The organism is Xanthomonas sp. (assembly GCF_017163755.1).
In the GTDB taxonomy this organism is placed as follows: domain Bacteria; phylum Pseudomonadota; class Gammaproteobacteria; order Xanthomonadales; family Xanthomonadaceae; genus Xanthomonas_A.
Genome location: NZ_JAFIWC010000008.1, coordinates 60,469 through 73,060, shown reverse-complemented (window position 1 = coordinate 73,060; position 12,592 = coordinate 60,469). Strand labels below are relative to the sequence as shown.

Annotated in this window: 11 protein-coding genes; 6 read left to right on the top strand and 5 right to left on the bottom strand. The window is 70.1% G+C overall.

Annotated elements, in window-relative coordinates:
* Positions 1-175 precede the first annotated feature (175 nt).
* The gene (locus JR065_RS07195) at positions 176-2,965 is read right to left on the bottom strand and encodes an EAL domain-containing protein (protein WP_206233341.1); all 2,790 of its coding nucleotides are present in this window, start codon (positions 2,963-2,965) and stop codon (positions 176-178) included.
* 162 nt (positions 2,966-3,127) lie between these two features.
* On the opposite strand from JR065_RS07195, the gene JR065_RS07190 reads away from it, so the two are divergent.
* Positions 3,128-5,245, top strand: a complete 2,118-nt coding sequence (locus tag JR065_RS07190; protein WP_241093447.1) for a PAS domain-containing sensor histidine kinase — start codon at positions 3,128-3,130, stop codon at positions 5,243-5,245.
* A gap of 4 nt (positions 5,246-5,249) precedes the next feature.
* Positions 5,250-6,971, top strand: coding sequence for an EAL domain-containing protein (locus JR065_RS07185; protein ID WP_206233339.1), 1,722 nt, complete (start codon positions 5,250-5,252; stop codon positions 6,969-6,971).
* Positions 6,972-7,091: 120 nt separating this feature from the next.
* On the opposite strand, the gene JR065_RS07180 is transcribed toward JR065_RS07185, so the two are convergent.
* The 4 genes from JR065_RS07180 to flgA form a co-directional block, all read right to left on the bottom strand.
* Positions 7,092-8,261 carry an ATP-binding protein gene (locus JR065_RS07180; RefSeq protein ID WP_241093461.1) on the bottom strand — a complete coding sequence of 390 codons (1,170 nt, stop codon included), beginning with the start codon at positions 8,259-8,261 and terminating at the stop codon, positions 7,092-7,094.
* Positions 8,262-8,433: 172 nt separating this feature from the next.
* The gene (locus JR065_RS07175; RefSeq protein WP_206233337.1) at positions 8,434-8,778 is read right to left on the bottom strand and encodes a flagellar protein FlgN; all 345 of its coding nucleotides are present in this window, start codon (positions 8,776-8,778) and stop codon (positions 8,434-8,436) included.
* A complete protein-coding gene (gene flgM, locus JR065_RS07170) occupies positions 8,775-9,092 on the bottom strand; it encodes a flagellar biosynthesis anti-sigma factor FlgM (RefSeq protein WP_206233336.1) in 318 nt (105 codons plus the stop codon). The genes JR065_RS07175 and flgM overlap by 4 nt, the downstream gene beginning before the upstream one ends.
* 67 nt (positions 9,093-9,159) lie before the next feature.
* Entirely contained in the window at positions 9,160-9,804 is a 645-nt protein-coding gene (gene flgA / locus JR065_RS07165; RefSeq protein WP_206233335.1) for a flagellar basal body P-ring formation chaperone FlgA, read from the bottom strand.
* A 126-nt stretch (positions 9,805-9,930) separates the two neighbouring features.
* On the opposite strand from flgA, the gene JR065_RS07160 reads away from it, so the two are divergent.
* The 4 genes from JR065_RS07160 (at position 9,931) to JR065_RS07145 (ending at position 12,571) form a co-directional block, all read left to right on the top strand.
* Positions 9,931-10,881: a chemotaxis protein gene (locus JR065_RS07160; protein ID WP_206233334.1), complete on the top strand. Its 951-nt coding sequence runs from the start codon at positions 9,931-9,933 to the stop codon at positions 10,879-10,881.
* Between the two features lie 161 nt (positions 10,882-11,042).
* Entirely contained in the window at positions 11,043-11,447 is a 405-nt protein-coding gene (flgB, locus tag JR065_RS07155; protein ID WP_206233332.1) for a flagellar basal body rod protein FlgB, read from the top strand.
* Positions 11,448-11,450: 3 nt separating this feature from the next.
* Positions 11,451-11,858, top strand: a complete 408-nt coding sequence (gene flgC / locus JR065_RS07150) for a flagellar basal body rod protein FlgC (RefSeq protein ID WP_206233331.1) — start codon at positions 11,451-11,453, stop codon at positions 11,856-11,858.
* Positions 11,859-11,899: 41 nt separating this feature from the next.
* Positions 11,900-12,571 carry a flagellar hook capping FlgD N-terminal domain-containing protein gene (locus tag JR065_RS07145; protein WP_206233330.1) on the top strand — a complete coding sequence of 224 codons (672 nt, stop codon included), beginning with the start codon at positions 11,900-11,902 and terminating at the stop codon, positions 12,569-12,571.
* Positions 12,572-12,592 lie beyond the last annotated feature (21 nt).

Genomic DNA, 12,592 nt, shown 5'->3' with positions numbered 1-12,592 from the left:
GAGTCCATCCGGGACGAACCCAGACCTTGGCGGTCCTGTCAGCTCGGCAGCTGCAGCCTCGGTCCAGGATGACTGTCCAAGCCGGAAGTAGCCTCTGCCCGGGAGCGATGGATGCGCAATATAGCCAGCGGCTGCGGCGCCGCGACACCGCGCCGCGGGCAGGCGCGAGGCGCGTTCACTGGCCAGCCAGCACCAGGCGCGGCAGCGACGCCGGCGCGGCGGCGTGGCGGGTGCGCAGCCAGGCCGCCAGCTCGCGCGGCGGCAGCGGGCGCGAGTACAGGTAGCCCTGGATCTCGTCGCAGCCCTGCTCGCGCAGCAGAGCCTCTTCCTGCACGGTCTCCACGCCTTCGGCCACCACCTGCATGCCCAGCGCGTGGCCGAGCTGGACGATGGCCTGGGTGACCTTGGCGGTGCCGCTGTCGTGCAGCATGTCCTGCACGAAGCTGCGGTCGATCTTCAGCCGCTGCACCGGAAAGCGGTGCAGGTAGTGCAGATTGGAGAAGCCGGTGCCGAAGTCGTCCACCGCCAGCAGCACGCCCTCCTGTTCGAACAGTTCGAAGCAGCGGCGCAGCGACTCGCTGTCGCGGATCAGCGCCGACTCGGTCAGCTCCAGCTCCAGCCGCCGCGGCGGCCAGCCGTTGCGCTGGCACAGCTCGATCACGCGTTCGGCGAAGCCGCGATCGCGCAACTGCATCGCCGACACGTTGACCGAGATCCGGTCGAAGTTCAGCCCCGCCGCGTCCCAGGCCGCGGCCTGGCGGCAGGCCTCGCCGATGACCCAATCGCCCAGGCGCACGATCTCGCCGCATTCCTCGGCGATCGGAATGAACTCGGCCGGGTTGCAGTGGCCGTGGCCGGGGCGATGCCAGCGCAGCAACGCCTCGATCGCCGGGGCGCGCTCGCCGGTGGTATGCACCAGCGGCTGGTACACCAGCGAGAACTCCTCGCGGTCCAGCGCGCCGTGCAGCGCGTGCTCGATCTCCAGGCGCCGCTGCGCGCGCAGCAGCACGTCCTGGCTGTAGTAGTGGCAGGTGTTGCGCCCGGATTCCTTGGCCGCGTACATCGCCGCGTCGGCGGCGCGCAGCAGGCTGTCGAAGTCCTGGCGCCCCTCCTCCATCAGCGCGATGCCGATGCTGGCGCCGATCTTGATCACGCTCTCGCCGTTGTGCAGCGGCTCGGCCAGCGCCGCGATCAGCTTGCGCGCCACGTGCCCGGCGTCGCCGGGCTCGGCCAGGTCGCGCAGCACCACCACGAATTCGTCGCCGCTGAAGCGGCCGAACAGGTCGCTGGTGCGCAACTGCTGGTGCATGCGCGTGGCGGCCAGCTTGAGCAGCGCGTCGCCGGTGGCATGGCCGAAGGAATCGTTGATGCTCTTGAAGCCGTCCAGGTCGATGAACAGCATCGCCAGCGTGCTGCCGCGCTCGATCGCGTCGTGCATGGCCTTTTCGGCCTGGTCGCGCAGCAGCGAGCGGTTGGGCAGCCCGGTCAACAGGTCGTAGTGCGCCAGCAACTCGATGCGCTCGCTGGCCTCGCGCTCGCGGGTGATGTCGCGGAACAGCACCACGAAGCGCGGCGGCAGCCCGTCGCGGTCGTCCAGTTCGATCAGCACCTGCACCCAGACCCGGTGCCCGGAGGGGCGGTGGAAGCACAGGTCCAGCTGCTCGGGCAGCGCGCCGTGGGCGATGCGCGCCAGCGCCGACTCGAACGCATCGCGCGAATCCAGCGTGTACAGCGCCAGCGCCTGGTCCAGGCTGATCGATTCCTTGCGCAGGCCGTGGATGCGGTAGCACTCCTCGGTCCACTGCATGCGCCGGGTGCCGACCTCGATCTCGCAGCCGCCGATCTTGCCCAGCGCCGAGACCCGGTTGAGCAGCTCGGTGCGCCAGCGGATCAGCGCGTCGGTCTGGCGCTGTTCGGTGATGTTCTGCACCTGGCCGAGGATGCGATGGATGCGCCCGCCCTCGTCGAGCATCGGCTGCGCCCATACCCGCAGGTGCAGCGGCGACTCGCGCCCGGCCAGCATCTCCACCTCGAAGTGGACCGGCCGCCCGTCGCGCTTCATGCGCCGCCAGGCGGCCGTCGCCTGCGCCGCCGACTCGCGGCTGAGCATGCGCAGCCAGCCGCGGCTGCTCGGCAGCTGGCCTTCGTCCATGCCGGTCAGCGCGAGCACCTCGCGCGACCACGACACCTGGTCGGCGCCCGGGTCCCACGACCAGGTGCCCATGCTGGTCATGCGCTGCGCCTCGCGCAGCAGGGTCTGCTGGTCGCGCAGGCGCTGCTCGAGCAGCTTCTGTTCGTGGATGTCGGTATGCGTACCGACCATGCGCAGCGGGCTGCCGTCGGCGGTGCGGGCGACGATGCGGCCGCGGTCCAGGATCCAGCGCCACTGCCCGTCCTGCTGGCGCAGGCGGAATTCGCAGGCGTAGGTGGCGGTGCGGCTCTCGAAGTGCGCGCGGATGGCCTCGCGCAGCCGTGCCTGGTCGTCCGGGTGCACCAGCGACATCAATGCGTTCAGGCCCACCGCCGGCGCCTCGCCCTCGTAGCCGAGCATGCGCTTCCAGCGCTCGGAGCGGAACGTGGTGTCGCTGGGGATGTCCCAGTCCCACAGGCCGTGCTCGGCGCTGTCCAGGGCGATTTCCCAGCGCGTGGCGCCGTCGCTGCCGACCGGCTCGGGCACGCTCAGCGTATACGCCAGCAGCGCGCCGGCGTCGTCGTGCACCGCCCGCAGCCAGCCGTCCAGGCGGCGTCCGGCGGTGCCGGGCAACGCGCAGGCGAGCATGTGCTGATCGCCGTGCAGGCGCTCGCGCACGTCGCGCAGCAGGTCCGCATACGCCTCCACGGTCCGCGGCAGCTCCAGCGCCTGCGCCGCCCGGTTGGCAGCCAGCGGCCGTCCCTCGGCGTCCAGCAGGACCAGGGCCGAAGTGAGCGGGTGCTGCAGCAAGCTTGCGATGACGCCTCGATCCACGCCGTAGTGCTCCGATTCAACCGCCCTGGGGGCCGGCGGACGAAGGTGATAACGGCATCGGGCGGCATTTATTGAGCGCCGGCACGGCGCGCGGCTGGGCCGCGGCGGCCGGTTGCCGCTAAGATGCCCATGGACGAACACCGCCACACCAGGCTGCGGGGCATGGAACCACAACACCTCGATTCTTCCGCGCAGCCCCATCCGCTGTCGGGCATGCGCCTGGCGCAACGGCTGAACCGCGGCATCTGGCAGATCGCCCTGCTGTACCTGCTGCTGGGCCTGCTGTGGACGTTGGGCACGGACCTGATGCTGGCGCAGCTGGTGACCGACGCGCGCACGCTGGCCGTGCTGCAACTGGTCAACGGCGTGCTGTTCCTGCTGCTGACCGCGGTCGCCCTGTACTGCCTGCTGCGGCCGCTGGTGCGCGGCACGGTCCAGGCCCACGACCGGCTGGCGATGTCGGAGGCCGGCTACCGCGAGATGTTCGAGGCCAACCCCAGCCCGATGCTGGTCTACGACCTGGAGCGGCTGCAGATCATCGACGTCAACCCGGCGGCGGTCACCTTCTTCGGCTGGACCCGCGACGAGTTCGTCGGCATGGCCCTGGGCCGGCTGTGGCCGCCCTCGGTCGGCGAGCGCCTGCTGGATGTGATCCGGACGATCCGCGAGGCGCCGGACAAGGTCTGCGTGGTCGCCGAGCCGCTGTGCCTGCGCGACGGCAGCCAGCGCATGGTCGAGGCGCGCAGCACCGGGCTGGAGTACCGCGGCATCGCGGCGCGGCTGGTGGTGATCAACGACCGCAGCGCCGAACACGAGGCGCAGCAGCGCCGCGACCAGGCGCTGGCGCGGCTGGAGGAGGCGCAGGCGGCGGCCCGGCTGGGTTCGTGGCAGCTGGATCCGGCCACCGGCCTGGGCAGCTATTCCGACCAGGTCTACAAGATGCTCGCCCGGCGTCCGCCGGAGGGCGCGCGTGCGCACCGCTTCGAGGAGCTGCTGGTGCCCACCGACCCCGCCGCGCAGACCCGCATCCAGCGCCTGATCGAGGACATGTGCGGCGCCGCGCCGCTGCAGCTGGACATGCTGCTGCCGGTGCTCGCTGCCGACGGCCAGCAGCGCATGCTGCACCTGCGCGCCGAGACCGCCAGCGACGAGCGCGGCGGCACCTGCGTGCGCGGCACGCTGCAGGACGTCACCGAGCACGAGCGCTCGCGGCGCCTGCTGCACGAGCGCGAGGAGCAGTTCCGCGAGCTGGTGCGGGTGCTGCCCGATGGCGTGGCGATCCTGCACCAGGAGCACGTGCTCTACGCCAACGCGGCCTGCGCCGGGCAGTTCGGCTACGGCGGCGAGAACCTGCTCGGCGAGCCGCTGCAGAGCCTGGTGTTCGACGCCGACCTGCCGCGGGTCCGCGAGCAGATGCGCAACGCCGCCGAGCGCGGCGAGCGCGGCGAGCGCGGCGCCGCGGCGCGGATGCGGCGCCAGGACGGCTCGCTGTTCCACGCCGGGCTGTCGTTCGGCGACGTGCGCTACAGCGGCCGCGACTGCAAGCTGCTGATCGTGCGCGACCTCAGCGAGCCCGAGCGCATGCGCGACGCGCTGGCGCTGAGCAACCGCGAGCTGCAGGCGATGGCGCGAAGGCTGTTCTCGCTGCAGGAGGACGAACGCCGCGCGATCTCGCGCGACCTGCACGACGACATCGGCCAGGCGATCACCGCGATGAAGCTGTCCGCGCACGCCGCGCTCGACGAGCCCGATGCCGAGCGCCGGCGCGAGGACCTGCAGGAGATCGTGCAGCTGGCCGACACCAGCATCACCAAGCTGCGCAACCTGTCCACGCTGCTGCGTCCGCCGCAACTGGACGCGCTGGGCCTGGAGGCGGCGCTGCGCTGGCAGGCCGGCATGCTGTTCCGCGCCTCGCCGGTACGCCTGGAACTGGACATCGATGCCCTGCCCTCGCGGCCCAGCGGCGAGGTCGAGCAGGCCTGCTTCCGCATCGCCCAGGAAAGCCTGACCAACGCGCTGCGCCACGCCTGCGCCGGCGAGGTGCGGATGAGCCTGCGCGACGAACAGCGCCGCCAGCTGCGGCTGGAGGTGGTCGACGACGGCGACGGCTTCGATCCGGCCGGGCCGCGCGGCCTGGGCCTGATCGTGATGCGCGAGCGCGCGCAGAGCGCAGGCGGTACCCTGCAGATCGAGTCGGCCCCTGGTGCCGGTACGCGGGTGACGTTGTGCCTGCCCTACACGACGGCGGCGGCGACGCCACCCGACAGCCGTGGACATTGAAGCGATGTGGAATCCCGCAACCGCGCCGCAAGGCGACGAACTGCCCTCGCGCCTGGGTGCCGGCCATCCGGCGCTGAGCGGCATGATCGCCGAGGCGCTGGCCGGCGGCCCCGGGGTGATGCTGCTGCACATCGACATCGACCACTTTTCCTCGATCAACGAGAACATGAGCGCCGAGGTCGGCGACCAGGCGCTGGCGCTGCTCGCGCAACGGCTGCAGGCGCACCTGCGCGGGCGCGGGCTGCTGTGGCGCCACGGCAGCGACGAACTGGTGATGGCGGTGCCGCGCACCGCCGACGTGCCGCCGTCGGAGGCGTTCGCCGAGGAGATCCGCCAGCAGATCGAGCTGCCGCTGTCGGTGCTGCCGTACACCTTGTTCATGACCGGCAAGATCGGCGTGAGCCTGTGCCCGGAGCACTCCTCGCGCCTGTCCACGCTGCTGGACTACGCCGAGGACGCGGTCTACCAAGCCGCGCGCGAAGGCGGCAACATGGTGCGGATGTACACGGCCGACGGCCCGCCCAGTGCGCACAGCGAGAGCATCATCTCGCGGCAGATCGTCGATGCGATCCCCAACGGCGAGTTGCGCCTGCGCTACCAGCCGATGGTCAGCGCGCGCGACGGGCGCGTGGTCGGCATGGAGTCGCTGCTGCGCTGGCAGTCGCCGACGCTGGGCATGCTGGTGCCGGAGCGCTTCATGCGCACCGCCGAACGCCTGGGCGTGATCGTGCAGATCGGCACCTGGGTCATGGAAGGCGCGCTGCGCCAGGCGCGGCTGTGGCGCGACCAGGGCTTCGACGACTTCACCATCGCGATCAACGTCTCCACCCTGCAGTTGCTGCGCCCGACCTTCTTCAACGAGGTGATGTCGGCGCTGCAGGCCGCCGGCGTGCCGCCGCAGATGATGGTGCTGGAGATCAACGAGAGCGCGCTGACCAACAACGTCAACTTCGTCCACGAGACCCTGGCCAACCTGTGCCGCGAAGGCATCAGCCTGAGCCTGGACAACTTCGGCACCGGCGATTCGAGCCTCAGCGCGCTGGTGCGCTACCCGGTGGACAAGCTGAAGATCGACCGCAGCTTCATCAAGAGCGCGCCGGCCGGCAACCGCGAGGCGGCGATCGCCCGCGCGATCATCGCGATGGGCCACCAGCTGGGCATGGTGGTGATCGCCAACGGCGTGGAGTCGCAGGCGCAGCTGGGCTTCCTGCGCCGCAACGACTGCGACATCTTCCAGGGCTACCTGTTCGGCGAGCCGATGTCGGCCGAGGCCGCGGGCATGGCGCTGCGGCGCCGCTACCTGCGCCCGGAGTCCTTCGCCGAGACCCGGCCCGACCGCACCCTGCTGCTGCTCGACGACGAGGAGAACGTGCTGCGCTCGCTGGTGCGCCTGTTCCGCCGCGACGGCTACCGGATCCTGGCCGCGGGCAACGTGCGCGACGCCTTCGACCTGCTGGCCACCAACGACGTGCAGGTGATCCTGTCCGACCAGCGCATGTCGGACATGAGCGGCACCGAGTTCCTGGGCCGGGTGAAGATGCTGTACCCGGACACCATCCGCCTGGTGCTGTCCGGCTACACCGACCTGGCCACGGTCACCGACGCGATCAACCGCGGCGCGATCTACCGCTTCCTGACCAAGCCGTGGAACGACGACGAACTGCGCGAGCACATCCGCCAGGCGTTCCGCACGCATGACGAGCAGCGGCGGGATGGGCAGGCATGAAGTCGGGACCGGGGACCAGGGACCGGGGACCCGGAACAGCGGCGACTCTGGCGTGCTGTCGTTATCGTGCTGTTGCTCTTGCTCTTCCGGGTCCCTGGTCCCCGGTCCCCGGTCCCGGCCTCACTTAGGCTGCCGCACCGGGATCACGATCCGGAAGCTGGAGCCCTCGCCGACGGTGCTGGTCACGTCGATGCGGCCGTGGTGCTTGTTGATGATGCCGTAGGAGATCGACAGGCCCAGGCCGGTGCCGCTGCCGACCGGCTTGGTGGTGAAGAACGGGTCGAAGATGCGCTGCAGCAGGTCCGCCGGAATGCCGGCGCCGGAGTCCTTGAACTCGATCCACACCTCCTCGCCGTCCTGGCCGGTGCTGACCACGATGGTGCCGCGCTCGCCGATCGCCTGGCCGGCGTTGAGCAGCAGGTTCATGTACACCTGGTTGAGCTCGGACGGCAGGCACTCGACCAGCGGCAGGTTGCCGTAGCGGCGGTCCAGGGTGACCTTGTACTTGAGCTCGTTCCAGATGATGTTGATGGTCGATTCGAGCCCGGAATGCAGGTCGACCAGCTTCCACGACTCGTCGCGCCCGGAATAGGAGAAGTCCTTCAGGTCGCGGACGATGCGGGTGACCCGCTCGATGCCTTCGCGCGACTCGGCCATCAGCTGCGGCAGGTCGCGGCTGATGAAGTCGATGTCGAAGCGGGTGCGGATGTCGTCGATCTCCGGGATCAGCGCCTTCGGGTCGGGCGCGCGCAACGCGCGCTCGTAGGCCTCGATCAGGGTGAACAGGCTGCGCAGGTATTCCTGCAGGCTGCCCAGGTTGGAATGCACGTAGCCGATCGGATTGTTGATCTCGTGCGCCACGCCGGCGGCGAGCTGGCCGATGGAGGCCATCTTCTCCGACTGCAGCAGCTTTTCCTGCGCGCCGTTGAGCCGCAGGTAGGCCTGCCGCAACTCGGCATGGCGCTGCTGCAGTTCCTGTTCGTAGTCCTGCTGGCCCTCGATGCCCTGGATCAGCACCAGGTAGTGGCCGGGGTCGGCGCCGTCGCCGTCGCCGGCATCGGCGTAGAAGTACAGGTGCGCCAGCACCACGTGCTCCTCGGTGGGCAGGCTGCCGGTCCAGCGCCCGCTGCTGCGCGCCTGCGACAGCGCGTCGCCGGGCAGCAGCTGGGTCAGGCGTTCGCCGAGGGAGCGGTTGTCGCTGGCGTCGGACCTGCACAGGTGGCCGCGCGAGGCGCTGTTGGCCAGCACCAGGCGGCCGTCGGCGCGGAACACCATCAGGCCTTCGTACATCAGCTCGCTCAGCGCGAGCAAGGTCTTGCGCGAGGGCAACGGAACCGGGTCGGAGGAATGCGGGTCGGCGAAGTTCACGAAGAGGCGCAGGTCATGAGCGGACGCCCAATATACGCCGTTGCCCCGATGGCGTGCGCGGCCTCGCCTGCCGGCGGGCGCGCACGCGGCTGCGTCAGGCGACCGCCAGCGGCCGGCTGGAGCGCAGCGTGTCGGACTGGCCCTTGGCATCGTAGGACGAACCGCTTTCGCTGCGTCCCAGGTGGCGCAATGCCCAGTTGACCTCGCGCCGGCGCCGCGACAGCAACGCGCCGTTGGCGCGGTTGGCGTCGGCCAGCTCGCGCAGGCGCGACTCGGCTTCGGCACCGGCCGGCATGTCGGCCTCGATCGCGCGCAAGGCGGCCAGCTTTTCGCTGGTCGCGCGCATCAGGCCTTCCACGTCGTGATCCAACAACGCCTGCCGTTCGCCGGCGAGTGCGTCGCTGAGCTGCTGCAAGGGGTGGGTCACGGATGTGTTCATGCGCTGAGTTGTCGATCCAGGTCGAGCATGCGGCTGGCGATGGCGTCCGGGTTGATCTTGTAGCTGCCGTTCTGCAATGCGTCGCGCACGGACTGCACGCGCGCCTCGTCCACCGCCGGGGCGGTCGACAGTTCGCGCTGCAACGTCTGCAGGCCGGAAGCCTCGCCGGTCAGGCGCAGGCTGTCGGCCGCGGCCGTGGCGTCCACCGCGCGGGTACGGCCGTCGTCGGACACGCCGGTGGCGGCCTTGGTGTTGACGGCGGTGGTGCGAAGGGCGGCCGGGGTCGGCGAGTTCCCTTCTATCTTCTGGCTCATGGCGGAGTCCTGCTAACGGGTTCGGTGAAGGTAACGGCGACCTCCGTCCGAACTTTAGGAGGAAATTTCACCGCGTCACGAAAACGTCGCCATTTTGTGACACCGTTCCCTGAACGACCCGCCGTGACGACAGGTTTTCGACGGATATCCGCTCGTTCTCCCCCGCATCGGCCAGTGCGCGCCCGGCCATGCGCACCTCCAGGCCGCCCCGGCGCGCCACCAGCGCCACATTGTCGCCGCGCCGGACCAGCCGCTGCGGCACCAGATCGGTGGCCGACAACAGATTGCCGGCGGGCAGCGTGCGCCGCACCACCTTGCCGACGGCCGCGGCCGGATCGGTCAGCACCGCGCCGACGATGCGCGCCGCGTCGCGCCGCTCGGAGGTGAGATCGGCCGCGCCGACGGTTTCTCCAGCGGCCAGGCCGCGGGTGAGGATCAGCACGTTCTGGAAGCGGCGCACCTTGACCGGCACGAACAGGCGCCAGCCGGCCTCGCGCGGGCAGCTCACCTCCACCGTCGTGGTGCCGGTGGGCTGCGCCTGCAGCGGGCCCGGGCACAGCGGCAGCCGCAGCGACGGGTCCAAGGTGGCGTCGGCTTCGGCGTCGGCGCCGATGGTGGACAGCGCCGCGGCGCGGATCGACTCGACCGACTGGAACTCGGCCGCCCAGGCCGGTGCCGCCACCAACAGGATCAGAATCAGGATCAGGCGCATGGGGCCGGGCACTCCGCAGAGACGATAGGGTCGTCCAGGGCCATGCAATCGCCGTGCCGCGATTGGCCGGCGCCGCGCATCGCGGTCCTGCTCAAGTTCCGCCGCCGATGCGCCGATAAGAACGCCATGTCACATGATCTGCTCAACCGAATCGAACAGAGCACCCGCCTGGCGGGCCATAACCGGCTGGCCCTGCTGCTGTTCCGGCTGGGCGGTCGTCAGCTTTTTGGCGTGAACGTGTTCAAGGTGCAGGAAGTGCTGCGCCGGCCGGACCTGTTCCAGGTGCCGGGGCTGCCGCTGCAATTCTCCGGCGTCGCCGACGTCCGCGGCCGCTCGGTGCCGGTGCTCGACCTGGGCCTGGCGATCGGCCACCCGGAGCGCGACACCGACCCGGACAAGGCGCCACGCTACCTGGTGGTCACCGAGTTCAACCGCTCGGTGCAGGGCTTCCTGGTCAGCGGCGTGGAGCGCATAGTCAACATCGCGGTCGAGGACATCCATCCGCCGCCGGAAATGGGCGCCGAGGCCAGCTACCTGACCGCGGTGACCCGCTTCCAGGGCGAGCTGATCCAGGTCATCGACGTGGAAAGCGTGCTGGCCGACATCGCCCAGACCCGGATGGAGGCCAAGATCGACCCGTCGCTGGCGCTGTCCTCCAACGGCCCGCAGCTGCAGGTGCTGGTGGTCGACGACTCGCGCGTGGCCCGGCAGCAGATCCGAAGCGTGCTGGACCAGCTCGGGGTCGGCGCGACCCTGCTGTCCGACGGCCGCCAGGCGCTGGACCATCTCCTGCAGATCCACGCCGGCGGCGAGAATCCGGCCGACCGCTACGCCATGGTGATCTCGGACATCGAGATGCCGGCGATGGACGGCTATACGCTGACGACGGAAATTCGGCGCCATCCGGGCCTGGCCGGCCTGTACGTGCTGCTGCACACCTCGCTGTCGGGCGTGTTCAACAACGCGATGGTCGAACGCGTGGGCGCCAACGCCTTCGTCGCCAAGTACAGCCCGCACGAACTGGCCGACTACGTGCTGGCGCGCCTGCGGGTGGTCGCGCAGGCCCAGGCGGCCTGAGTTTCCGCGGCCGCCGGCGCAACGCCGGCGGCGCTTCCCATTGCCGCGCAGCGGCAGTGCACGGGCCCAGGCCCGCCTCCGATTCGCCCCCTGCCCGCTCCCGGGGCGCTGTTTGGCACAGCACTTGCCTGTCTCCTTGCACCACACCGCGGGAGCGCGCCATGTCCAATCTGATTTCATCCTATCTGGGGGTCCACGGCGACGCCCTGCCGCTGCGCGAGCAACGGATGAAGCTGATCGCCAGCAACCTGAGCAACGTCGACACGCCCGGCTACCAGGCGCAGGACCTGGATTTCGACGCGGCGATGCGCCAGGCGCAGGGCCAGCGCGACGGCCGCCAGCTGGCGGTGACCGACAGCCGGCACCTTGCGGTCGGCGGCAGCGGCGATGCGCTCAACCCGTTCCAGATCACACGCCAGGCCGCCCAGCCCAGCCTGGACGGCAATACCGTCGATCCGGATGCCGAGCGCGCCGCCTACGGCCGCGCCGCGCTGGAGTACCGCGCCTCGCTGAGCTTCGTCGAATCCAAGGTGCGCACCCTGCTCACCGCGATCACAGGCCAATAAGCCATGAGCAACCTCCCGATCTTCGATGTCGCCGGCTCGGCGCTGAAGGCGCAGTCGGTGCGCCTGAGCACCATCGCCAGCAACCTGGCCAACGCCGATTCGGTGGCCGGCTCGGCCGAGGCGGCCTACAAGCCGATCGAGCCGATCTTCCAGGCGGTGAAGAACCCACGCGACAGCAGCCTGACCTCGGTCAACGTCAAGGAGATCACCCAGAGCAAGGACCCGCCGCTCAAACGCTACGAACCGGGCCATCCGCTCGCCGACGCCGACGGCTACATCTATACGCCCGACGTGGACCCGGTGTCGCAGATGGTCAACCTGATCTCCGCCTCGCGCAATTACCAGGCGGGCGTGGAAGTCCTCAACACCGCCAAGGAACTGGCGCTGGCCACCTTGACCATGGGCCGCTGAGCGCCCTCACCCCCGCCGCCTAGCGGCCTAGGACCTATCCGATGAGCACCGTTTCCAGCGACCTGTACGCCAGCCTCGGGCTGACCTCCGCCAGTACCACCAAGACCCCCGAGTCGTCGTCGTCGCTGAACCAGGCCGACTTCCTGCGACTGATGACCGAGCAGCTGCAGCACCAGGACCCGCTCAAGCCGATGGACAACAGCCAGATGGTCTCGCAGATGGCGCAGCTGTCCACCGTGCAGGGCATCGGCGACCTCAACAAGACCGTGACCGCGCTGTCGGCGTCGATGAATGCCGACCAGATCCTGCGCGGCGCGGCGCTGGTCGGGCACGACGTGCTGGTGCCGTCGGCGACCGTGCCGCTGAACGCCGAGGGCAATGCCAACGGCCTGGTCGCCGCGCCCAGCGCCGGCATCGTCAACCTCACCGTGACCGACGCCAACGGCGTGGCGGTCAAGCAGATCAGCGTCACCGCCAGCAAGGCCGGCGAAACCAACTTCAGCTGGGACGGCACCGACGCCAACGGCAACCGCCTGCCGGCGGGCAAGTACACCATCGCCGCGGTCCACACCGACGGCTCCGGCACCGACAGCAAGCTCTCCACCTTCGTGCAGGCCCCGGTCGAGAGCGCAACGCTCGGCTCGGACAGCATCTATCTCGATCTGACGGGGCTGGGCACAGTTCCGATCGCCGACGTGCTCCGCATCAGCTGAGCCGGTCAATCCACAGGAGTC